Source organism: Listeria swaminathanii (genome assembly GCF_014229645.1).
GTDB lineage: Bacteria > Bacillota > Bacilli > Lactobacillales > Listeriaceae > Listeria > Listeria swaminathanii.
Genome location: NZ_JAATOD010000001.1, coordinates 392,438 through 415,448 on the forward strand (window position 1 = coordinate 392,438; position 23,011 = coordinate 415,448).

Annotated in this window: 18 protein-coding genes and 1 tRNA gene; 13 read left to right on the top strand and 6 right to left on the bottom strand. The window is 37.0% G+C overall.

All coding sequences use genetic code 11. The annotated features are described in order from the left end of the window. The first annotated feature begins 252 nt into the window (after positions 1–252). The 6 genes from HCX62_RS01890 to HCX62_RS01915 all read left to right on the top strand — a co-directional run bounded on the left by HCX62_RS01890 (position 253) and on the right by HCX62_RS01915 (position 8,217). Positions 253–4,989, top strand: a complete 4,737-nt coding sequence (locus HCX62_RS01890; protein ID WP_185636822.1) for a Cna B-type domain-containing protein — start codon at positions 253–255, stop codon at positions 4,987–4,989. 95 nt (positions 4,990–5,084) lie between these two features. Further along, positions 5,085–5,360 carry a hypothetical protein gene (locus HCX62_RS01895; RefSeq protein ID WP_070233003.1) on the top strand — a complete coding sequence of 92 codons (276 nt, stop codon included), beginning with the start codon at positions 5,085–5,087 and terminating at the stop codon, positions 5,358–5,360. A 61-nt stretch (positions 5,361–5,421) separates the two neighbouring features. Beyond that, positions 5,422–5,949, top strand: coding sequence for a cysteine hydrolase family protein (locus HCX62_RS01900; RefSeq protein ID WP_185636823.1), 528 nt, complete (start codon positions 5,422–5,424; stop codon positions 5,947–5,949). Between the two features lie 427 nt (positions 5,950–6,376). Further along, positions 6,377–7,081, top strand: coding sequence for an HAD family hydrolase (locus HCX62_RS01905; protein ID WP_185637986.1), 705 nt, complete (start codon positions 6,377–6,379; stop codon positions 7,079–7,081). A 113-nt stretch (positions 7,082–7,194) separates the two neighbouring features. Continuing rightward, on the top strand, positions 7,195–7,611 hold the full coding sequence (locus HCX62_RS01910; protein ID WP_185636824.1) for an Rrf2 family transcriptional regulator: 417 nt from the start codon (positions 7,195–7,197) through the stop codon (positions 7,609–7,611). Positions 7,612–7,623: 12 nt separating this feature from the next. After that, on the top strand, positions 7,624–8,217 hold the full coding sequence (locus tag HCX62_RS01915) for a class I SAM-dependent methyltransferase (RefSeq protein WP_185636825.1): 594 nt from the start codon (positions 7,624–7,626) through the stop codon (positions 8,215–8,217). 61 nt (positions 8,218–8,278) lie between these two features. Here HCX62_RS01915 and HCX62_RS01920 read toward each other — a convergent pair whose 3' ends face one another. From HCX62_RS01920 to HCX62_RS01945, 5 genes are all read right to left on the bottom strand, one after another. Next, positions 8,279–8,992: an NADAR domain-containing protein gene (locus tag HCX62_RS01920; protein WP_260490791.1), complete on the bottom strand. Its 714-nt coding sequence runs from the start codon at positions 8,990–8,992 to the stop codon at positions 8,279–8,281. 232 nt (positions 8,993–9,224) lie between these two features. Beyond that, positions 9,225–9,446, bottom strand: a complete 222-nt coding sequence (locus HCX62_RS01925) for a hypothetical protein (protein WP_185636826.1) — start codon at positions 9,444–9,446, stop codon at positions 9,225–9,227. 262 nt (positions 9,447–9,708) lie between these two features. After that, positions 9,709–11,187 carry a DUF8370 family protein gene (locus HCX62_RS01930; RefSeq protein WP_185636827.1) on the bottom strand — a complete coding sequence of 493 codons (1,479 nt, stop codon included), beginning with the start codon at positions 11,185–11,187 and terminating at the stop codon, positions 9,709–9,711. Between the two features lie 748 nt (positions 11,188–11,935). Next, complete coding sequence (locus HCX62_RS01935; RefSeq protein WP_185636828.1) at positions 11,936–12,571, bottom strand: hypothetical protein; 636 nt, start codon at positions 12,569–12,571, stop codon at positions 11,936–11,938. Between the two features lie 489 nt (positions 12,572–13,060). Then, a tRNA-Ser gene (locus HCX62_RS01945) sits at positions 13,061–13,150 on the bottom strand. Positions 13,151–13,234: 84 nt separating this feature from the next. Here HCX62_RS01945 and HCX62_RS01950 point away from each other — a divergent pair. From HCX62_RS01950 to HCX62_RS01970, 5 genes are all read left to right on the top strand, one after another. Continuing rightward, complete coding sequence (locus HCX62_RS01950; protein ID WP_185503168.1) at positions 13,235–13,768, top strand: DUF3267 domain-containing protein; 534 nt, start codon at positions 13,235–13,237, stop codon at positions 13,766–13,768. Positions 13,769–13,831: 63 nt separating this feature from the next. Then, complete coding sequence (locus HCX62_RS01955; protein WP_185636829.1) at positions 13,832–14,749, top strand: aldo/keto reductase; 918 nt, start codon at positions 13,832–13,834, stop codon at positions 14,747–14,749. A gap of 265 nt (positions 14,750–15,014) precedes the next feature. Next, a complete protein-coding gene (locus HCX62_RS01960; protein WP_185636830.1) occupies positions 15,015–16,895 on the top strand; it encodes a heavy metal translocating P-type ATPase in 1,881 nt (626 codons plus the stop codon). Between the two features lie 95 nt (positions 16,896–16,990). Next, positions 16,991–17,719 carry a DUF2238 domain-containing protein gene (locus HCX62_RS01965; RefSeq protein WP_008947063.1) on the top strand — a complete coding sequence of 243 codons (729 nt, stop codon included), beginning with the start codon at positions 16,991–16,993 and terminating at the stop codon, positions 17,717–17,719. Between the two features lie 144 nt (positions 17,720–17,863). Continuing rightward, the gene (locus tag HCX62_RS01970; RefSeq protein WP_185636831.1) at positions 17,864–18,514 is read left to right on the top strand and encodes a transaldolase family protein; all 651 of its coding nucleotides are present in this window, start codon (positions 17,864–17,866) and stop codon (positions 18,512–18,514) included. A 43-nt stretch (positions 18,515–18,557) separates the two neighbouring features. Here HCX62_RS01970 and ltaP read toward each other — a convergent pair whose 3' ends face one another. Continuing rightward, complete coding sequence (ltaP, locus tag HCX62_RS01975; protein WP_185636832.1) at positions 18,558–20,378, bottom strand: lipoteichoic acid primase LtaP; 1,821 nt, start codon at positions 20,376–20,378, stop codon at positions 18,558–18,560. Between the two features lie 234 nt (positions 20,379–20,612). Here ltaP and bcaP point away from each other — a divergent pair, with 234 nt between their 5' ends. Beyond that, positions 20,613–22,004 carry a branched-chain amino acid transporter BcaP gene (bcaP, locus tag HCX62_RS01980; RefSeq protein ID WP_185636833.1) on the top strand — a complete coding sequence of 464 codons (1,392 nt, stop codon included), beginning with the start codon at positions 20,613–20,615 and terminating at the stop codon, positions 22,002–22,004. 89 nt (positions 22,005–22,093) lie between these two features. Further along, entirely contained in the window at positions 22,094–22,933 is an 840-nt protein-coding gene (locus HCX62_RS01985) for a VOC family protein (protein WP_185636834.1), read from the top strand. Positions 22,934–23,011 lie beyond the last annotated feature (78 nt).

A 23,011-nucleotide genomic window follows, 5' to 3' on the forward strand; every position in this document is an offset into this window, starting at 1 on the left:
TTCAATTATATCAAAGGAAACCAAGTTTGTTCATTAAAAAGGGTATAATTTTAACACTTATTTACACGTAATCGGGCTTTAAATATGGCGGAAATGTCACAATTCTCTCTTTTATATAGGCAGTTTTGTCTGATTGGCTTGTTCCAGAAAGCCATTCTAGCGAGTATGATACGTTTAAGAAAACTATTCAATGTAGAGCAAAAAAGTCTACTATGGGTAATTTCAATAATTAGTAGCAAAAGGAGAATTATCATGCTAAAACACAACTGGCAAAAAGTATTCGTTGTAATGGTTGCGGTTGCGCTTATTTTTCAACTGGTTCCGTGGTCTAATATCTTCGCCGGAGCAGAAGAAAACCAAACAAAAACAACTCAACAAATAGCACAACCAGATGATCAAAAAGTAGCGGATGAAAACAAAACAACCGTTCTACCTGACAATAAAGAGACAACTAAAAATCTAGTAAATGGAAAGCAATTACTAAAAGGTTCCGTTGACTGGAATTTTACAAATAAAGTAACAGACGCAAACGGGAATACAAAAGAAACTTATGCACCAGGAGACTCACTCAAGTTTTCAGTAAGTTTGGCAATCCCATCCTATTCAGAAGCAGTCTTGAATGAGACTTATACATTTTGGATACAAAAAGACTTCTTCCAAGGAGACAAAGTAACATTTGTTAATCCAGCAATTGATGGATTAACACCGAGACAAAATGTTTTTACAGACGACTCAATGAAAAACTCGATTGGAACAAAAACAATAAATGGTGTCGAGTACATTGGTTACACGCTCAAATTTAATCAGAGTCCGGAAGCTTTAGCAAAATATGAAGATGAGCCGCTTACTAATGCTAAATTTGATATGTTTGCAACAATAAGTACTACAATTATAACAAAAGAAGACTATAAAGCTATTGTAATTGAAGATAATAAAGACGTAGATATTAGTAATATTGAAGTCCCCGTGACACCGCCAACTCCCGATACAGATAATGGTGTACTAACCGCATCTAAAGCAATTGACTCGGCTTGGCGTTTAGACAAAGATACTGGGAAATATGTTAAAGTAGCTACTTCATCTACAAACTATACACCTGAAAAAGATGATTTAGTTTTCTATTATGTTTATGCAATGAACAATTCAGGAGAAAATGCCGTTTTAGAAAAAATGATAGATGAATTACCAGCAGGCTTTTCCATTATTACGGAAGGTTCACCGGAATGGCAGGCTTTATCAACTGCATCTGGCTCTTCGCTTCAACGCGGCTGGGTAGCTTCTGCAGACCAAACAAATCTTGCACCAGGTGCAACTAGATACGAATTACCGTTTTCCCCAGCTCAGACTATCTCCAAAAATGGTGGCGGTATTTATAGAACGATTGCAGCAAAAGTAACTGATCCTACAAAAGATTTGACTAACGTTACTAAAAGCCCGACTAAAGGTGGCGAAGGTAAATCTGGTTCTATAACGCCAAGTGGGAAAGATGTTTATGACATGGCAATTACGACAAAAATCAGCTCAACCTATGATAAAAATAATAAATATATTGGCGCTGTTAGTAGCACAACTACGCCCGTTTCTATTTCAGAAGGAAGCACAGTTGGCGTTACTTATACCGCAATTAATCAAGGGAATTATACAAAAGATGTTGTCGTGTATGCGTATGTACCAGCAGGTTATGAACTTAATAATGATACATCAGATTTCAAAACTGCTAATGATAAATGGAAATATGAAACAACTGTGCCTAGTGGCGGTGGTGTTTGGAGTGATATAAAAGTATACTCAATTACACTTTCTGGAGGTATGGCATCAGGTGCAACAAAAACTGCAACAATGTACATGAAAGCTATGGGCATACCTGAAGATGGGACTTATAGTGCTGTAGATTTTTACATGGCTGGAGAAATTGGCTCATTTTCAAACTTTAGCGGAGAATCTACTTTAGACGGAGCAATTACCGATGTGGACTCGACGCCGGACATGAATCCAGGAAATGATTTGATCAGTAATGTCGATGGTTCCACGATAAAACCAATTGACGGATTCCAAAAAGAAAAACCACATGTTGTAAAAGAAAATGCTAAATCAACAGCGACTTTACAAGATGAAGATGATTTCGATTTTGATTATGTCACATTCATTAAAACACCAGAAGTAATTCCATCAGAAGGAAAAGTGTTTGAAAAAACACGTTTATCGGCAGCTGATGCAGAAAAAACAGCACGCAATATGATTGGTAGCGACATCATGGGTTCTGCACTCAAGGACTATACGCCTCTTGCAGATGATGGCAGAATTACTTCACCGAAAACATACATGGTTTATGAAATGAATATTAACCCATCAGGAGTAGAAGATACACTAAATTCTTCTTTCACAGATACACTACCAAAAGGGTTGAAAATGCTTGAATATGATATTGCTGGTTTAAATTCTAGTAATAAACATATTTATGGGTTTACAACGAACAAATTTGAAGGTACACCGAAATTTACAAATGCAGACGGACAAGATGTTATTGTTTATCAAAAAGGCTTATATTCCGAAAAACAAGTTTGTATTGCCAATTCCACTTTAAATGACGTTGGAGTAAGGTATTTCGGAAATAACGCGGATAAAATGGGTGTAACTGGTTCCGTAACAAAAGATGCGCGTACATTAACACTTAATTTTGGTCAACCAGCAGCTGACCCAATGTATAGTGAAACAAAAGCAGCGTATAAAGTGTATATGATTGTGGTTATTGATCCAAACGAAATTGACTACAGCAGCATCATGCAAAATAAAGCAACATACACTTACAACGATAAAGTTATTACTTCTTATGAAAATAGCGAAATGTACTGGGATGCTGGCGGCGGTACTGCTTATGCAAAAAAATATGTTTTAGACAATAAAACAAATGCATATCTTAGTGGTAGCCAATATAATGTTGCTACTCCTGATGCAGACGGTAATTTATCAGTTGGCTATAAAATTCGAGTAAGAAGTGCCTATGAATTTGATAAATCATCGATAAACATTGGAGATGTTATTGCTGCAGATAATTTTAAATCTATCTCTAATGTGGAAGTAAATGGTTATGAGGCAAATCCAAACACGGGCTTCCAAATTGACGGGGAGCTTGAAAACCCTGTGCCACTTTCTGCGGATAAATATGCAGTAGAAGCTAAAGCAACGGCGAACACATTAGATATCACAAATCCAGTTGACATTCCGCAAATGCAACTATATAACGTTCTTTTCAAAGTGAATTATCAAAAAGTGAAATATGGAGCGAAACTAGTTAACCAAGCAGCAGGGTCAGAAGTTGCTACTGTTGTTCCATTAAACTTAAACCTTCTAAAACAAGATGATATAAGTAAAACCACATTGACAGGCTATGAATTCAAAGCTTATTATGCCGATGAAAATGGAAAAGCAGATTTAACGAAACCGGTCAAAGATACAAATAGTAATGAAATTATTATGACAGACTCTTCTGGCGCGGCAAATTTCATCCCGAATGGCTATAAAACAACTTCTAAAAATCAAGAATGGAAAGTAGTTCTAGTTGAAACAAAGACACCAACTGGTTATGAATCAAATGAAAATAAAGAGTATCCAGTGACAGTGAAGAGCGATGCGAATGGTAACTTATCCATTCCAAATAGCACAGAAACAGGGCTTGAAATCACAAATGATGATCACGGAGCAGCAACAGCTACTATTGATAACCATGCAGATGTAAAAATGATCGATGTGAATGGAGCGAAAACTTGGACAGGTGACACAGAAGCAAATCGTCCAGATTCCATCGAAGTACAACTTTTACAAGATGGTGTAGCTTATGGTAGCCCAATTACTGTTACAAAAGCAGATGACTGGAAATATGAATTCAAAAATGTTCCAGAAACAAATGCAGATGGAAATAAATACACGTATACAGTTTTAGAAAATACAGTTTCTAACTATACAAGTGCTGTCACAGGTCTTGATATTAATAACACATTGATTAAACCAGATATAAAAATGATTAATCTTGACGGCCAAAAAACGTGGAAAAACGATACAGAAAACGATCGTCCAGCATCTATTGAAATTCAATTGCAACAAAATGGTCAAGATTATGGTTTCCCAGTAACGGTTACAAAAGCTAATAACTGGAAATACGAATTTAAAAACCTACCAGAAACAACCAATGATGGAGCGGCTTACAACTACACAATTGTAGAAAAAGCAGTCCCAGGCTATGAAACAAAAGTCGACGGAATGGATGTTATCAACACGAAAATAGATGCACCAAAAACCGCTGTCTCCGGTGAAAAAACATGGAAAAATGACACTGCCAAAGACCGTCCAGACTTTATCGAAGTCCAGCTTTTACAAAATGGACAAACTTATGGCGATCCAGTAAAAGTAACGAAAGAAAACGACTGGAAATACAGCTTTAAAGATTTGCCTAAAGCTGATGCTAATAACCAAGATTATCGTTACGCCGTTGCTGAAATAGCAGTTCCAGGCTACAAAACAACGACAGATGGAATGAACTTAACCAACACAAAAGTAACCGATGAGAAAAATGCAACTTCAGCGAGCGGCACAAAAACTTGGGTGGGAGACAATGAAAAAACACGTCCAGACTCCATCGAAGTACAACTTTTACAAAATGGGAAAGCATACGGAACACCAATCAAAGTAACAGCAAAATCGAATTGGAAATACAGCTTTACCAACCTTCCAGAGAAAGACAAAACAGGTAAAAAATACAGCTATACCGTATCTGAAAAACAAGTATCTGGCTATAGTGTAAAAGTAAAAGGCATGGACTTAACGAATACAAAAGTAACAAAAACGACACCAAAAGATACACATTCTACCAATAAACCAAGTAAAACGAAGAAATTACCTGGAACTGGTGATACGAATGGTATGTTGCTATTTGCTGGTGGATTAGCACTGTTATTCTTAGGGTTACATCTTAGAAGAAAAAGTGCCAAATAAAGAAAACACCCGATCCAAGTAAGCTTGGGTCGGTTTTCTTTTGAATAAAGTTAAAATCGGGTATACAGATAGAAATGAAATAAGGGGGCTTCATGATGAAGGAAGAGCTACTGCAAGCAATCGAAGTCGGCGAGCCAGTTTTACTTGTAACAGCAATCGGGTATATTGTAGGAATTGTGGAAACAAAAGGAGAGCTTATTCGCTTAAACGATGTGTATATCAATTGTGTTTCAGCTAGCAGAGTAAATCGTTTCAGCCGAGGCTTAGCTGTGAATATCAATCAAGTCATCGGGATGCAACTATTAAGTAAGTCGGAGAAAGACGAAATGATTGGCGGCTGGAAGGCATACGTTGCACCTACAGCTGGATGAAGCGAAAACCTATGATATAATGGGGAAATAATAAAAACAGCAGTTACGGAGGTCTGGAAGAATGATATTATTAGTTATAGATACACAAAAATTAATTATGACAAATAATCTGTATAATTTCGATTCACTTGTACCCAATATAGAACAATTAATCGCCACTGCTCGGAAAAATAAAATAGAAATAGTTTATATACGACATGACGACGGACCTAATACAGAACTTACAGAAGGAAAAGAAGGCTTCGATATTTACGAAAAATTCCAACCAACTAAAGACGAAAGAATTTTTGATAAAACCGTAAATAGCGCTTTTAAAGGAACAGGCTTACTTGAATACTTAAAAGAAAAAGGTACGAAGAAAATTGTAGTAGCAGGGTTGCAAACGGATTTTTGCATCGACGCGACGGTGAAATGTGGTTTTGAACATGATTTCCACATGATCGTTCCCGCCCATGCTAATTCGACGGAAGATAACCACTTTATGTCTGGTGAGAATAGTTATAAGTACTATAATGAATGGATGTGGCCTGGCCGTTACGCGACCTGCATATCTATGGAAGAAACGATTAAAGAAATGGAATATAACTGATAAATTAGAAAGAAATTGTATAAAGCTACAATTTCTTTCTTTTTTTGGAAACAACAGTACTAAAAAAAGTAAGTGATATGTAAAACCGATTCAAGAAATTCTTGGATCGGTTTTTCTTTAGCCAAATTGCATAAAAGTCGTCTAGTTGGTAAATCTAGCAACCGTTATAATAAAACAGTGAACTAGTTAATGTTTTAGATTGAATTTTAGAAAAGGAGATAGCTAGACTTGTAGTTTTTGTAAAAAATATTTCGTATTATGTAAATTGTGGAAGTGCTTACAGGGCGTTAACATGGAATTAGGAGCAAGCCTTCTAAATCATTTTATCGCAACTAGTATAAAGATGTGATAGAGATGTTAAGTGGCAGAATGGTACTAATTCGATTTAATGGTAGAGTAAAAGGAGTGAATTTTGCAGGAGGAAATGATGATTAATTTAATTTTTGATATTGACGATACAGTTTATGACCAACTAAAACCATTTGAAAACGCATTTAAAACTGTTTTTGGAAAAGCAGACCACCTGAAAATCGAAAATTTATATATTAAAAGTCGATTTTATAGTGATGAAGTGTATCACCGCGTTGTCCGAGGAGAAATGCCGAAAGCAGAAATGCACGTTTATCGGATTACGCAGGCGCTAAGCGATTTTGATTACCAAATTACGAAAAAAGAAGCAGAAACATTTCAACACGCCTACGAACAAAACCAGCGCAAAATCGAACTTTCGCCAGGGATTAAAGAAATTCTTGCATGGGCTAAAAAGAACAAAATAACGATGGGAATTATTACGAATGGCCCGAAAGAACACCAACAACATAAAATAAATGATTTACAAATAAACGATTGGATTCCAGCTGCGAACACTTTTATTTCTGGGAAAGTAGGGATTGAAAAACCAGATAAAAAAATATTTGAGCTAGTAGCAAAGCAAATTGGAATTGATGGTGCGGAAACGTATTATATTGGTGATTCTTTTGAAAATGATGTTATCGGTTCGAAAAATGCTGGCTGGCACTCGATTTGGTTGAACAGACGAGGATATTTGGAGCCGAAAGATGCAGTATACCTCCCGGATTATTGTGTTGAAAATGAGCAAAAATTATTTGCGCTTTTACAGGAGATATTTTAATTATTGAAGACCTTTTTCCATTTTTGGGAGAAGGTTTTTTAGTTATGAATTGACAATTTTAGTTAATGGAGATATTATAGAGTCATTAAGTCTTTAATTAAGAAGGTGAAAATATGAAATTCTCGAAAGCAACGAATTATGCGCTACATACGATGGTTTATTTAGCGAATTTATCACCAGAAAAATCTGTTGGTGTGAAAGAACTTGCGACCAAGCAAAATGTATCACCAACGTATCTATCTAAGGTGTTAACGATGTTAGTAAAAGCTGGCTACGTTGAGTCAGTAACGGGCGTCAATGGCGGTTATAAGCTGGCAGAACCTGCAAGTAGCATTAGTTTTCTAGATGTCATTCAAGCAATTGAAGGGAAGGGTGCATTTTTCCATTGTGATCCTAAAAATCATAGCGAAAGCCAGCCAAACTGCTTGATTGGCGAAGTGATGAATAAGGCAGAGCAACAGATGGATGACTATTTAAGCAAGCAGACAGTAGGCAGTATTGTCGTAGAAATTGAAAAACATCAACATTAAAGGAGTGCTAAAATGAAGCATCATCATAATCACCACGGGGAAGCCGGGTTTAAACGAAAAGTAGATTATTTGGATCGACCAGAACGGAGCGAAGTGTTGTCGCCAGAGGACTTTTTGAAAGCTATGCCAATCGAAAAAACAGCGAGCATTTTAGATTTAGGGGCGGGAACAGGATTTTTAACGATTCCAGCTGCAAAATTGGTTGATAATACTGTTTTTGCATTAGATTTAGATGCGAAAATGTTGGAGTTAATTGAGGAGAAGGCGAAAGATGCGGAGTTGGCTAATGTAGAGACGTTAGAAGCGAGCATGGATGATATTCCGCTTGAAACCAGTTCGGTGGATGTTGTGCTTGCATCGCTTGTGTTGCATGAAGCGGATTCACTTGGGGACGTTTTACATGAAGTGAGTAGAGTTATGAAAACGGGCGGCTATTTTGCGAGTTTGGAATTTGATACGAAAGGGACTGAATTGAAAGGTCCACCAATGGAGATTCAAATTTCGGCGGAGAAATTGAAGGATGAGCTTGCGGGATTTGGGTTTGAAGTGGTGAAGAATTGGCAGTTGGATGAGGGCATGTATGTGAGTATTGCGGAGAAGAAGTAGTACGAAATTGTATATCGTTTTCAAAAAGAGTAGGTGTTAAACCTACTCTTTTTTCACTGTATTATTTTACTAAATTCCAATCACATAAAGATTCGTTCTCCCACACGCGACGGAGTTCATCCCGCACTTCCATTAGTGCCAATCCTAGAAGATTTTGTCCGTGCCATTCCAGCCGATTCTGCATATCGGGAGAGTCACTAGAACTTGTCCCAATCAAAATGCTATATCCTGTTGAAAGTAAGCAATCTCTTAAAATGTGCTTTTGATTAAATTTGTTCCAGTTTCCATATAACGCAATAGCATATTTGAATTTGTCCCAAATATCTTGGTCAAATGGCTGTATTTCTTTATCAAGTGCTTGAATTTGCTCTAGCGAATTTGTTTCTAAAACTTTTTGCTCTATCATAAACTGTTCCATGCAGCAGTATTTTTGAGTAGAAACGGAGAATTCTTCCATCCAGCAATGGCTGAAGTAGCAATTCTCAAATAAGTAAAGTTCAGGCTGATTTTCATTTTGCATTTGATTCAAGTTATATTTAGGTAAGCCAGATTGTTCCCAGATTGGCACATAAAAGTCTCCGTGAGAAATAATTTCGTCTGGGTGCTTATCTTCCCACCAGCCATCCCAAGTGATAGGTTCTGGAAATAGGGTTTGGTATTCTAGCTTTTCTGATGAAGAAAGAGTTTCCCACCATTCAAAAAATTTAGTTTGATAATCTTCGCCGTATCCCATGCGCCATCCAATGGAATAACGTTCAATTTCTGGATAAGCCAACCAGAGAGGTGGCAGGATGTTTTTATTGTGTAATGAAATAGTGATGTTCCTTTCATGCTGAATTCTTATTTCCTACAGTCTAGCACAATTACGAGTTAATTGGGGGAACGTAAACAAAATAAAAAAGGTTAGTTGATGTTCAATAATTTTTTGAACATCAACTAACCTTTTTTGAACGGAGAAACGGGGATTCGAACCATAACAGATATAAATACTGTTTGCTAAAGCCTTGTTAACTTAGATGGTATTTTAATTCATCATTATGGCGACCAGTTTGAACGGTGTAAAATCCGTGTTTAATAGCATCAAAGATACGATTAGTCCCATTTGGAATTCCATTAAATCCGTTTATATCTGATGCGATAAATGGTATGAGAAATACTGTTTCGAGTGCGTGGAGCGCCATTAAATCTGTTGCAAGTTCTGTCTGGGATGGAATTAAAAATGCTATCATGAATCCACTTGAGACAGCTAAGAATTGTGTTAAAAACATCATTGATACTATAAAAGGATTCTTCAACTTTTGTATTTCTTGGGCGTATATTCCGATGCCACATTTTGGTATCTCGCCTCACGGTTGGAAAGTAGGCGATTTATTAAAATGTGGGATTCCGAAACTTGCTATTGATGGGCAAGCAAAATATCAGAAGCTTATAAAAACACCATTAATCTCAGGAAGTATGAATTTTAAGATATAGTGGTGTTTTTATAAAATTTTAGGATAATATAATTTTCTGAGTTAAGGAATATAGCATTTCCTCTTGTGGAGAATTACTAACATCATTATCCAAATCAACTTTTAGTTGATTAAGCACCTTAAGAAAATCTTTATCTTGCAAGGGAATAATTAAGTTTTTGTTGTCACTATAATAATCAGAACACCTTTGAAATAATGCTGTTTCATCACTACAGTTTCTGAAAACCATGAATCCCATTTTCCCACGATTAGGTGAAAATCTTCCATTTAACTGGTCAAGTTCTGGATTAGCTATATCTTTAGTATAGTTTTTGCATTCTACAAAGATATAGCTGGAGGGTATATCCTTAACAGTAGATAGTCCAAAGAAATAACCGCTTTCTGCAGCATTATCATATACTAAATCTATTCTTTTTCTACCGCTGTGTATTTCCTTTTCTTTTACAGGATTTATTAGGCTAGGATAAAATAGAAAAGTCATTGTAGCGATAATGTGTTCATGGAATATATTAGCATCTTTTGATCCTGTTTTTATTTCTTTAAAACCGTATATCAAACTATCAATTATTTGTGAATAAAAATCATTTGTATAATTGTCAATGAGTTCTTCATTTGTTAAAGCTGTCAACCTGTTTTTTGCACTCTCTTTAAACTTTTCATAGAAATCTGGATATTGAGATGTAAACCACCTCAGGAATTCTTTTTTATATGCACCATATTTAGTTGCAGCGTCATCTTTTTTTACAAAGCGCTTAATAGCACCGCTTTTTAGAGTTTGTTCACGTACAAGGCTGGTATTCATCCGGAGCTCTTCGTTAACCAAAAAGTTTAAAACAAAATGTCGAGCGTATTGGGATGAATCATAAGCATACCCACGTTTTCGACACACTATAGATTTTGGAATCAGCAGGATAGGCTTGTCATTGATAACGAGCATATCTTCATAGCTATTAATCCAAGTTTTAGAGTGTATATCCCAATATTCCCTTGTAGCTATGGATCTTGTTAGCTCAATGTTATGAAGCTGGCATTGATTTTGTGTATATTGAATTAAATGTTTTCGTATGACATTTGTTGTCAAATCAGAAATTTTATCATGGGAAATATTATCAACAAAAATTTTTATATCATTAACATGTGACACTAACCCACTATCCATTACACCACTATCAATAATGTATTTGAATAGCTTTGTTGCGTCTCCATCACCTATACTTTTTCCCTGTGTACCCGATTTTGAGAGACCCAAGCATGTTTCACTAGGTTCAGTAAATCTAAAGTTTTGTTGTGCTTCATTTATTTTATTATTTTTAAATAGATGAAGCATATATTGGAAAAAATTTTCAAGAGTTCTGTGCGCAGATAGAGACCATCTATCTGTTCTTATTGATAAAAAATAAGGGTCTAAAAATAGTGGCATATCATTGTCAACATCAATATCAACAAAGTCAAGTTCATTTTGGTTTCTGTTTAAATTGCATAGCTCACTTATTTTCATATTCAACCTCTTCCCGATTATATGTAATAAACTAATAAAACTTTATATTTAATTATAACAAAAAAATTGTATTATTATAGTTCGATAGACACAACAATTTTATTTATATATTTGAAAAATAGATAAGAACAGAATAAATTATTAAAATACTCGCTTCTTTTTAAATAAATTGAGCTGTAGTACTGGTATTTTTAAAAGTATTTTAATATCTTAGTTTGAATGAAAATTAAAATAAAAAGCCTCTTAACTTGATTTGGTTAAGGACTTTTTATTATACACCTAGCTTTTCTTTAATGACATCAGTTAGATTTTGGGAGAAGTTGATTTGTTCATCTTCTGCCATGTCTGCAAGTCATTCCGGAATAGTTACATTATTTCTTACTATTTTGGAATGGGGCTTTCTTCTGCATGCCGCTGAATCCAGCTCAATTAGTGCTACGTTTGCATAGGGATGTCTTATTTGGATATCTTCAATTTGAATGAATTTGGTGTCTTGATTGGAAATTATATTCAAGTGGATGAAAATGGACAGTCATATGGAGAGCCGAAGCATTTCTTCAATGCAAATGGAAAATTCTCTAAAAAGGTAAGAATCCTGAAAATGCAAAAGAGTGCACCTATTTGTCCTAAATATTTATTATATTTTAATGACTCGAAGAATAGATGGTATTCGGCTTGGTTTTTGGGGAAATAATGAATTTAAAAAATATATAGAAGATACTTTGGAATTAAATAAACAACCCTCAGTTTAATTGTTGAGAGTTGTTTTGATTGTATTTATAATATATTGTTCTGTGAGATTCCTTTGTCTAGTGGCCTGTATCCAGTTAACAGCAGGTGCTCCAAATAGTAATACAACTATGTAAAGTATACCTAGCATTAATAAAGGAGAGTCATTATAGTATCCTGTTATAGAGCTTCCTAATATTCCTAAAAGAAATGACGATATAATTGGTAAATATGCTGGAATAGGGGAGCTGTTTTTTGCTTCAAAATAGTTTAGAAGTATAAGTCTTTCTTCAGTAGTCAAGTTGGCTATAGTTGTTTTAATCTTTTTAAGTTTCCTATAAGTATCCTGTTTTTTATAAGTATTTTTACTATTAATTTCAAAAGCTTGGATTTCAAAAGTAATTATTCTATCAACGCCTTCGTTTAAATAGTCTGAAGTTAATTTGTATGAAGGTGCAATCATTAATCCAATCATTAATATCGTTATTAAAATTGAATATATTGAACTAATAGTATAGAAGAAGCTTAAAGATAAATTCTCAGATAGTAACTTTAAAGAAAAAACAGCAACAAAATATATAAAAGTAATTCCCAAAGACAATACAACTGAATACCACATTTTACTATACAGTTTTATAAATAACTTCTTAATCAAGTATATTCTCAACTCCCATTTTAATTTTTGCTACTATGTAGATAAGTAGTTTTTATCCTGTTTTATAAATAACTTTTTTAAGTAACCAGTCGTTAGCTTTTGCTGAATCAAACACCCATTTTTTCGAAATGATATTGTAGCCTAGTGTTACTGAACTCCACCTGTTCCGGATAGTCTTTAACATGTTGGAACCATCACTTATAAGTATGTGGGCTTGCTTGTGCGAATTCTTCTAATATCCAAACACCGTAAAGAAAAGGTTTATCATAATTTTGGTTAGCATTTTCAATAGATCTATCCATATCTTTTCACCTTCTTTCCAAAATAAAATAAGCACTTCGTACTTGAAGTACTTTAAAACTAACCCATAAAATTGCCTTGGTCAAAAAATAAATGCCATAAGTTTGAATTTGTTTGAAATTAGAACGTCTAGGAAAAAACAAAAAGCCTTGATATATCAAGACTTTGCCCTAGACATGTGTCTATAAACGGAGAAACGGGGATTCGAACCCCGGCGCGGCATACACCGCCTAACAGATTTCGAGTCTGTCCCCTTCAGCCGGACTTGGGTATTTCTCCACTGTGACATAGAATGCCGACAAGAAGTATTGTATAATAAAATTAACGAAAATACCAGTGTTTTTTATAAAAGGAGCGGGCTAAATGGAAAGAAAATTGGTTCAAGAAATAAATTTACTGGAAAATAAAAAGTTAGTGATGAATTTGAATATTGTTGCCATCGTTATTGTGCTCGTATTAACTGTTTTAGGGATTGTTTTTTCAGGCGGTTTTGCAATTACGAATGGTTTTATGGGAATCATTTGGATGTTTGGTGGTTATGCAGTAGCGATTGTTATTCATGAGGCGGTGCACGGGATATTCTTTAAAGCATTTCGTCCGGAAGCAAAAATAAAATTTGGGTTTAAAAATGGGATGGCTTATGCGGGGAGTCCGGGAGCATTTTATACGAAAGCACAATTTTTTATTATTTCGATTGCGCCCTTTATTGTTCTTACGGGTTTATTCATTTTTCTGCGGTTTCTTGGTGTGAATGAAGCGATTCTTTATTTGATCTTTGCGCTACATACATCTGGCTGCGTGGGGGATTTTTATTACTGCATTCTCTTGATTAATCAGCCGACTGGGATCGTTGTTGAGGACACGGATAAAGGGATTAATTTTTATTCAGAAGGTTAACCTTGGTAACGATTACAACAAAGTGTTAGAATAAGGATATACTTTTAGAAAGAGGTGCTTGGTTTGAAACGTATAACAATTGGTAATAGCGCTTTAACAGCTTCAGAAATTTCGCTTGGATGTATGAGAATGGCGGATCTTAGTAAAGAAGATGCAAACAAAGTGATTAATACAGCACTTGAAAATGGCATTGATTTTTTTGACCACGCGGATATTTATGGCGGCGGTAAATCAGAGGAAGTCTTTGCTGATGCGATTGATATGAATGCAACGATTCGTGAAAAAATGATTCTTCAATCAAAATGTGGAATTCGTCAAGGTTTCTTTGATTTTTCCAAAGAGCATATTATTTCATCTGTGGAAGGTAGCTTGAAACGCCTGAAAACAGATTATTTAGATACACTTTTACTTCATCGTCCGGATACACTTTTCGAACCAGAAGAAGTAGCAGCGGCTTTCACTGAGCTTGAAAAAAGTGGGAAAGTTCGTCACTTCGGTGTAAGTAATCAAAACCCGGGTCAAATTGAGCTACTTAAAAAATATGTCGACCAAGAATTAATCGCCAACCAACTGCAATTTAGCATTATGCATACGGGAATGATTGATACTGGTTTAAATGTTAATATGACGATTGATCCTTCGCTTGATCGTGATGGCGGGATTTTGGAATATAGTCGTTTAAATAATATGACTATCCAAGCTTGGTCTCCATTCCAATTTGGTTTCTTTGAGGGCGTTTTCTTAGATAATGACAAGTTCCCTGAATTAAACAAAACAATCGATAAAATTGCTGCTGATAAAGGTGTAACCAATTCAGCGATTGCTGTTGCGTGGATTCAGCGCCACCCTGCAAGCTTCCAAACAGTGGTTGGTACAATGAACCCTGGAAGAATTGCGGATATCGCTAAAGCTTCTGATGTAACTCTTAGCCGCGAAGAATGGTACGAAATTTATCGTGCTGCGGGCAACCAATTACCATGATTTATGCAAACACTTGGGCATTATGCCCAAGTGTTTTTTTGTGCGACGAAATGATAGTGAAATTCATTCTCAATTACAAAACAATTTTATCAATTAGTTTGAAAAATCTTTTTGGAAGTGCTATAATAAATGGTGAGTTAGGGACGCCTATCTTGAGAATTAATTATAATAATTATTGTTTAATCTGTTTTTCGCGCTTGCGAAAGCAGATTTTTGTGTTTTTTAGGATAATGGGAATCATTATCATTTGGAGAGGATGAGCATAATGAAAGCATGGATGAAGCAGAATTGGCAATTTGTAACGACTGGTATTAGTGGGATTTTGATTATTATTGGTTGTTTAGTCGGCAGTGATGTCGGTGACTTTTGGACAGCAGTTATTTTCCTGAGTGCGTTTATTATTGGTGGTTTTGAGCAAGCTAAAGAAGGAATTCAAGCAACCATTAAAACGAAAAAATTGAATGTGGAGCTTTTGATGATTTTGGCGGCTACTGGTGCATCGATTATCGGGTACTGGTTTGAAGGGGCAATACTTATTTTTATTTTCTCTGTTAGTGGGGCGTTGGAAGCTTATACGACGAATAAAAGTAAACGAGAAATTACGAAATTAATGGCTTTTCAACCGGAACGAGCTTTTCGTTTGCTTGCGGATGGCGATTTGGAGGAAGTTGCAGCGAAAGATTTGCAACTCGATGATATGGTATTGGTTCGGCCTGGCGAAAGTGTTCCGATTGACGGGGTGATTGTTCGTGGTTCGACAACGTTAAATGAAGCGGCGATCAATGGCGAATCGGTGCCAACGACAAAAACTATTGGAGCGGACGTATTTGGCGGGACTGTCAATGTGAGCAGTGCCATCACGGTCAAAGTAACGCAAACTTTTGATAATACGATTTTTAGTAAGATTATCCGCTTAGTGGAAACGGCTCAAAGTGAACCTTCGAAAACCGCGCGTTTTATTGAACGATTTGAAGATGCTTATGTAAAAGCAGTCCTATTATTTGTGTTAGTGATGATGTTTTTACCTCATTTTGCTCTAGGGTGGTCGTGGAATGAGACGTTTTACCGGGCGATGGTTTTACTAACGGTTGCTTCGCCTTGTGCGCTCGTTGCTTCGGTAACCCCGGCGACTTTAGCGGCAATTTCTAACGGTGCGCGCCACGGGATTTTGTTTAAAGGCGGCGTACACTTGGAAAATCTGCGCGGTGTAAAGGCAATTGCGTTTGATAAAACTGGAACGCTAACTAATGGGACTCCTGAACTTACGGACCGATTATTCGCGGAAAATGTAAACAAACAGCAAGTCATTAATGTGGTTGCAGCGATGGAACGGCAATCTTTGCACCCATTAGCTGCGGCGATAACGCAAGACTTAGAAGCAGAAATCACCGAAAAATTAGCAGAAATCGAAGTTACGGATGTGCCCGGTTGGGGCGTAGAGGCTAAGTATAACGGGGAAACATGGCAAGTTGGTAAGGCTGGTTTTGTCGGAACAGAAGCTGCGGCGGCATTTTCAAATGGAGCATTTGAGCGGCTTGCTAGTGAAGGGAAAACGATTGTTTATATTGCTCGAAATAGCGATGTTTTAGCAATGTTTGCTCTCAAAGATACTTGCCGCCCGGAAGCAATTCGTACAATCAAAGCCCTTCAAGCGAAAGGGATTAAAACGATTATGGTAACCGGAGATAATGAACAAACTGGTGCGGCAATTCAAGCCGAACTGGGGATGGATTATGTCGTATCAGGTTGCCTACCGGAGAAAAAAGTAGACGTATTAAAAGAACTATCGGCTACTTATGGTAGTGTGGCGATGGTTGGTGACGGAATCAATGATGCTCCAGCGCTTGCTCATGCGGCTGTGGGGATTGCGATGGGCGAGGGAACGGATATTGCGATGGAAACAGCGGATGTCGTCTTAATGAAAAATGACCTAGAAAAAATCCCTTACGCATACACGCTTTCTGAACGGCTTCACTGGATTAGTTGGCAAAATATTTGTTTCGCGATTGCGGTCATTCTTGTCCTCATCACAGCAAACGTCTTCCAATTAATCAATTTGCCATTCGGGGTTGTGGGACATGAAGGAAGTACGATTTTAGTAATTTTAAATGGACTTAGACTTCTTAGATCAAACCGAAAACATTGATATATTTGACTGCTCATCTATTCTTAGTCTAAGATAGATGGGCAGTTTCTTTTTGCGGAAAAAGGGGTATTGCATGATAGATTGGAGATGAGTGCATGAAGAAAATCAACTGGACACAATGGATAGCACTATTTGTTTTTGCATCAATGGGGATTTCCGTGGTCTTTACTATTTACGAAATTTTCACCGCACCAATAAAGCAACCGGCGACTGGGCCACATGTGACATTACGAGGGGATTATATATTTTTACTATTTGAAATTTTGTTAGGAATTTTTATTTTGTTACTACCTTCGATTATTGCACGTCGCTTCAAATTTGAAATACCGGGTCTTGTGTACATTTTATTTATTGTCTTTTTATACGGCTCGATTTATCTTGGGACTGTTCAAAAATTCTACTCAACCGTGCCACATTGGGATAAAATTTTACATACGTTTAGTGGGGCGATGCTTGGGGCAATTGGTTTTTCGTTCGTCAGCTTGCTTAACGCTAACGACAAAGTAGTCATGAAACTGAAACCTGGCTTTATAGCTGTATTTGCATTTTGTTTCGCGGTGACGATGGGGGCTTTCTGGGAAGTGTATGAATATACTTTTGACGGGTTTCTCAATCTAAATATGCAACGTTATAACCTGTCAAACGGCACTCCGCTCACTGGTCGTGCTGCATTAGAAGACACGATGACGGATATTATTGTCGATATTATCGGCGCGTTATTTATTGTTATCGTTGGCTATTTTGCACTGAAAAAAGGTCGACCTTGGATGGAACGCTTTGAATTTAAACGAAAAAATTGGAAAAAAGAACCGAAGAAAAAATAATAGCAACAGAGCATTCGCTTGTATTGGCGGATGCTTTTTTAGTTGCACAAAAACACCAACAACTTTGGGGCTGTGAAATGATTGACTGCATCTTAGAACTTTTCTACACTTAAAATGAGTAGAAAACTTTGAAGGAGTGAGGAAATGTTTTTAGATACGGGGAATTTAGAGGAAATAAAGAAAGCGCTTCAATTTTCGTTTTTTGAAGGTGTAACGACTAATCCGACTATTTTATTAAAGGAAAATCAACCGAGAAAAACGCATATTGCCAACATTCCAGCAAAGTTGGTATTTGTGCAAGCGGCCGGACTAACAGAAGATGAAATTTGGGAAGATGTCGTACGAATTCAAGCGATTGAGCCAGCGCAAGGAACTGTGATTGGTTTGAAAATTCCAGCTCATGAAGCCGGTGTGAAAGTCATCGCTCAAGTGCGCGCCAAGTTTCCAGATGCAATTATTCTTGCCACAGCCATTTTTTCATCCGAACAAGGCTACATTGCCGCGCTTTCTGGGGCTGATTACTTAGCGCCATATTACAATCGCATGGAAGTGAGCGGACTAGATGCCGCGAAAACAATCGCAGAACTGCGCTATGTACTAGATTTACAAGGTCTTGAAGACGTGAAAATCATGGGAGCGAGTTTTAAAAATAGCCGCCAAATCATGCAGGCGCTAGCAAGTGGGGCGGATACCGTTACAATCAGCTACGACTTATTCTTACAAATGATGAACAAACCACTAGCACTTGAAAGTATTGAAAAATTTAACGAGCATCATCTAGCTTTACCAAAATGAGTGAAAAAGGAAGTATCCAGCATATCTGGATACTTCCTTTTGTTTATTTATCTTCATCACGTAATGGTAAATTGTTTACGTAACTATCGGAATACTGCAAGAGTTTTCGGCTAGCGTCGAAGCGTTTCTTGACTTCGGTTGAAAGTTCTTTGTTAGTGCCATCATAATTCGTTGCTGCACCAGTTTCAAAACTTTCGTCTGGTTGGTACATGTACGAATTGGTGAAATAGCTTCCTTCTGGCATTGTATAGCGTTCGGGAACGTAATTATTCGATGAATTGAGGATATCAGTACCGAACATAATTTGATTGCCAGTATCAATACCGAGTAAATTCATCACAGTTGGCATAATATCAATTTCACCGCCGACATTGTTGATTTCACCGGGGTTTTCCATGCCTGGATAATGCAAGAAGAACGGGATACGGTAATCATCGGCCGGGTCAGCTTTAAGCTCGGTAGAACGATTGACGTATTTTTTTTGTTCCTCAGGTAGTTGGTCGGTTTTGATAATGTGGTGATCGCCGTAGAAAACAACTACAGAATCGTCCCAAATGCCACTAGTTTTCAGTTTTTGAATAAACTCTCCAAGTTGTTTGTCCGCATAATGAACCGCTTCAAAATAGTTGCCAAGCTCGGTATCTTTTAAATCGTCAGGTAAAACAATTTCTTGCTTATCTTTTGGAATATCAAATGGCATATGGCTACTTACGCTGATTAATTGCGCATAGAATTTTTGGTTATTTTTATATTGCTCTTCTAAAATCGGGAAGGCTTTATTATAAAGCACTTCATCACTAGGAGAGAAGCCAATCACGTCTTCATCGCCAAAGAATTTACGATCATAAAACTTATCAAACCCAACAGCAGGATAAAATTCATCACGATTATAAAAACTAGCGTCATTTGTATGGAAAGTCGCGGTTTTATAATCATTTTTACCAAGCAAGCGTGGCATTGACGGGATTACCCGGTCGCCATAAGTTTGGGTGTTAGTGTAGTAACCACTTGGGAAAGTCGAGGTATAAACGGACCATTCCGCATCGGCAGTATTGGATTTAGAAACAGTTTGGAAAAATTGGTTGGAATACATTGTTTCGTTTTGCAGACTATCTAATGTTGGCGTAATTGACTGACCATCAATTTTGACATTGGTTAAATTACGCTGGAACGACTCGAGTTGAACAATGATAAGATTCTTACCTTTGGCTGCACCGAAATAATCGGGGTTCGAGTTAACGGTCACGCCTTTAATATCGTTGACGTTTTTGGCGGTAATATCAGCGGCTTTTACATGGTCGGCGCCAGTAAGTGCGGTGCTAATATTAAACGTGAAAATCCCCATTCGTTTTGCTCGTTTGGAGTCACTGATAATGTTTTGTTGCATCATGAAATACGTAAAACCACTTAAAACAAGCAAAGTACTTACAAAAGATACACCATAAACGCGGCTAGTTATACGAAATGACGGGAACTCGTGCCCTTTTTTTATGTTGAAGTAAAGGATAAATGGTAGTAAAACGATATCTAGGATGTATAACCAGTCAGTTCCATTAAGCAAGCTTGTCGCACTGTTTTTAACTACGCCAACTTCGCCAATAAGAGAGAAGCTATGATAAGTCGGAACTTCATTATAAAACCGGGCATAAAGAACGCAAACTAGCATTAAAATCCCGATAAATAAAGACATTCCTGCATACCAATAAATATGCGAGCGAACTGGTGCAAATAAATGAATGAGTCCAAGAAGCAATACGATAAACAGCAGGTCCATTCCAAGTGCCAAGAAGTTAGGATCTTTAAAAATCTGGAAATAGGCGAAAGTGAACTTACCAATAATTAATAAAAAATAAAATAAAATCAACTGAATTCCTCTTTCTAGCATGCTTTGTGACGAATACGCACAAATCCATTCCTTCTAATTTTAGCTTAATCGCGCGAACAGTGCAAATCATGAAAGATGATTCAGATATATTTGGGTAATAGGTTCTAGTTTAGGAAAGATTGATTAGTTTTTGTGTTTTTTCTCACAATGCTATTGACCTTTAAAGTGTAAAAGTATACTATTTTAGAAGACAATAAAAAGGTAGGAGACAAAATGAATTCATTATTTAGAAGAAAACCGATTGAAGATTTAATGCAAAATAAAAGTGGTAGCACGCATTTAAAGCAAACATTGGGTCCATTTGACTTAACATTGCTCGGAGTGGGGGCGATTGTTGGGACCGGGATTTTTATTTTACCTGGGACGGTTGCTGCAAAAAATGCGGGGCCAGCGATTATTTTTTCCTTCGTGATTGCGGCGATAGTTTGCGCGATTGCAGCGATGTGCTATTCCGAGTTTGCGTCTAGCGTTCCGGTTGCAGGAAGTGCCTATACGTATGGTTATGTTGTTTTTGGAGAATTAATTGGATGGTTACTTGGTTGGGCGCTTATTTTGGAATACGGGCTTGCTGTGGCTTCTGTTGCGAGTGGTTGGTCTTCGTATTTAAATGCGCTGCTTTCTGGGTTTCATATTTCGATTCCACAAGCGGTATCTGGGCCTTTTAATCCAGAAGTAGGTACATTTATTAATTTGCCGGCGATTATTATCGTGCTGGTGATTGCGTTTTTACTAACTCTTGGAATAAAAGAGTCCACACGAGTGAATACGATTATGGTTGCTCTGAAAGTGGGCGTTATTTTACTATTCTTAGTAGTCGGCGTGTTTTATGTTAAACCGGATAATTGGCAACCGTTTATGCCATTTGGAATTAGTGGTGTTATGAATGGGGCTGCGCTAGTCTTTTTCGCTTATTTAGGTTTTGATGCGGTATCGTCTGCGGCGGAAGAAGTGAAAAATCCACAACGAACAATGCCGATTGGAATTATCGGTTCGCTACTTATTTGTACGGTATTATATGTTGCTGTTTCGGCTGTTTTAACGGGAATGGTACCATATACAGATTTAAATGTCACAGATCCTGTAGCCTATGCTTTGCAAGTTATTAATCAAGACTGGATTGCTGGTATTGTATCACTTGGAGCAGTTGTTGGGATGATTACCGTTATTTTAGTTATGAGCTACGGCGCGACTCGATTGATTTTTGCGATGGGGCGTGATGGTTTATTACCAAAAGTGCTTGCAGAAATTAATCCAAAATACAGAACACCAGTTAAAAACACATGGATTTTTGCGGTTATAGTCGCAATTATCAGCGGGCTTGTTCCGTTAGATAGATTAGCTGAGTTAGTTAATATTGGGACACTTTTAGCATTTATGATGGTGTCGATTGGCATTATTTTCTTACGTAAAAACAAAAGCATTCAAGCAAGTGGATTTAAAGTACCATTTTACCCAGTGCTCCCGATTATATCGTTTCTATTATGTGCATTTCTAATTAGCCGCTTATCGATTCATACATGGATTCTTTGTGGAATTTGGTTTGTTATCGGCTTAATTGTGTATTTTGCGTATGGAAGAAATCACAGTGAATTACTTAAAAAATAATTAACTTACTTTTTGTAAGTCGTTTTATTGGAATTCGAACGCTCCTTGTGTTGTAATGAATGTATTACAATAAAAGGAGCGTTTTTAACATGGTAGAAATTAGCGAAAAATTACGGCTTGGTGAAGTAGTATTGAATGTAGGTCATTTAAAAGAGATGGCAGGATTTTATCAGGAAGTTATTGGTTTAACATTATTAGAAGAAAATGAGCGGATGGTGCGGCTTGGCGTGAGCGGCTCTGATGAGGCACTACTCGTTCTTAAAAAAATAGATCAAGCAGTTGTACCGGAAGTGCCACGGATTGGATTATTTCATACGGCGTTTCTGTTGCCAACACGGGAAAGCTTGGCGGATGTACTTACGCATTTAGCAAAGTCTGGTTATCCGATTGATGGCGCTGGCGATCATGCTTACAGTGAGGCGCTTTATTTACATGATATTGAAGGAAATGGCATTGAAATTTATGCCGACCGTCCGAAAAATAAATGGATGCGCGATGGTGACGGGAATTTGCCGATGGTAACGGAACAAGTTGATGTGGATGGATTACTTCAAATTGCAACAGGTAAACCATTTGCCGGCATGCCAAGTGGAACAATTATCGGTCATGTGCATTTGCAAGTGGCTGATGCGGATAAGGCGGAAGAATTTTACAAAGAGGCGCTTGGAATGAATTTGACCACAGCGATACCGTCAGCAAGATTTTTTGCGGCTGGCGATTATCATCATCACATTGGCTCTAATGTGTGGGCGGGACGCAATTTGGAAAATCGACATGAAAATGAAGTTGGACTTGCTTGGTTTACGATTATTACACCCGACAAAGAAGCGATAACAGCTAATTTAGAACAACAAGGGTATGAAGTAAAACGATTTGAAAATACAATCTCAGTTACTGATTCGAACGGAATTAAGATTCATTTTAAATAAAAAAAAGAACTGTTTAAGCGAAAAATGAGCTTAAACAGTTTTTTGATGCGATAATAAGGGAAAGGTAGATTAGACTAA

Coding starts and splice junctions, on each gene's coding strand:
- HCX62_RS01900 (WP_185636823.1), top strand. CDS start 5,422: ATGATATTATTAGTTATAGATACACAAAAATTAATTATGACAAATAAT.
- HCX62_RS01960 (WP_185636830.1), top strand. CDS start 15,015: ATGAAAGCATGGATGAAGCAGAATTGGCAATTTGTAACGACTGGTATT.
- HCX62_RS01890 (WP_185636822.1), top strand. CDS start 253: ATGCTAAAACACAACTGGCAAAAAGTATTCGTTGTAATGGTTGCGGTT.
- bcaP (WP_185636833.1), top strand. CDS start 20,613: ATGAATTCATTATTTAGAAGAAAACCGATTGAAGATTTAATGCAAAAT.
- HCX62_RS01930 (WP_185636827.1), bottom strand. CDS start 11,187: ATGAAAATAAGTGAGCTATGCAATTTAAACAGAAACCAAAATGAACTT.
- HCX62_RS01905 (WP_185637986.1), top strand. CDS start 6,377: ATGATTAATTTAATTTTTGATATTGACGATACAGTTTATGACCAACTA.
- HCX62_RS01965 (WP_008947063.1), top strand. CDS start 16,991: ATGAAGAAAATCAACTGGACACAATGGATAGCACTATTTGTTTTTGCA.
- HCX62_RS01970 (WP_185636831.1), top strand. CDS start 17,864: ATGTTTTTAGATACGGGGAATTTAGAGGAAATAAAGAAAGCGCTTCAA.
- HCX62_RS01915 (WP_185636825.1), top strand. CDS start 7,624: ATGAAGCATCATCATAATCACCACGGGGAAGCCGGGTTTAAACGAAAA.
- HCX62_RS01910 (WP_185636824.1), top strand. CDS start 7,195: ATGAAATTCTCGAAAGCAACGAATTATGCGCTACATACGATGGTTTAT.
- HCX62_RS01950 (WP_185503168.1), top strand. CDS start 13,235: ATGGAAAGAAAATTGGTTCAAGAAATAAATTTACTGGAAAATAAAAAG.
- HCX62_RS01925 (WP_185636826.1), bottom strand. CDS start 9,446: ATGATAGCATTTTTAATTCCATCCCAGACAGAACTTGCAACAGATTTA.
- HCX62_RS01895 (WP_070233003.1), top strand. CDS start 5,085: ATGAAGGAAGAGCTACTGCAAGCAATCGAAGTCGGCGAGCCAGTTTTA.
- HCX62_RS01985 (WP_185636834.1), top strand. CDS start 22,094: ATGGTAGAAATTAGCGAAAAATTACGGCTTGGTGAAGTAGTATTGAAT.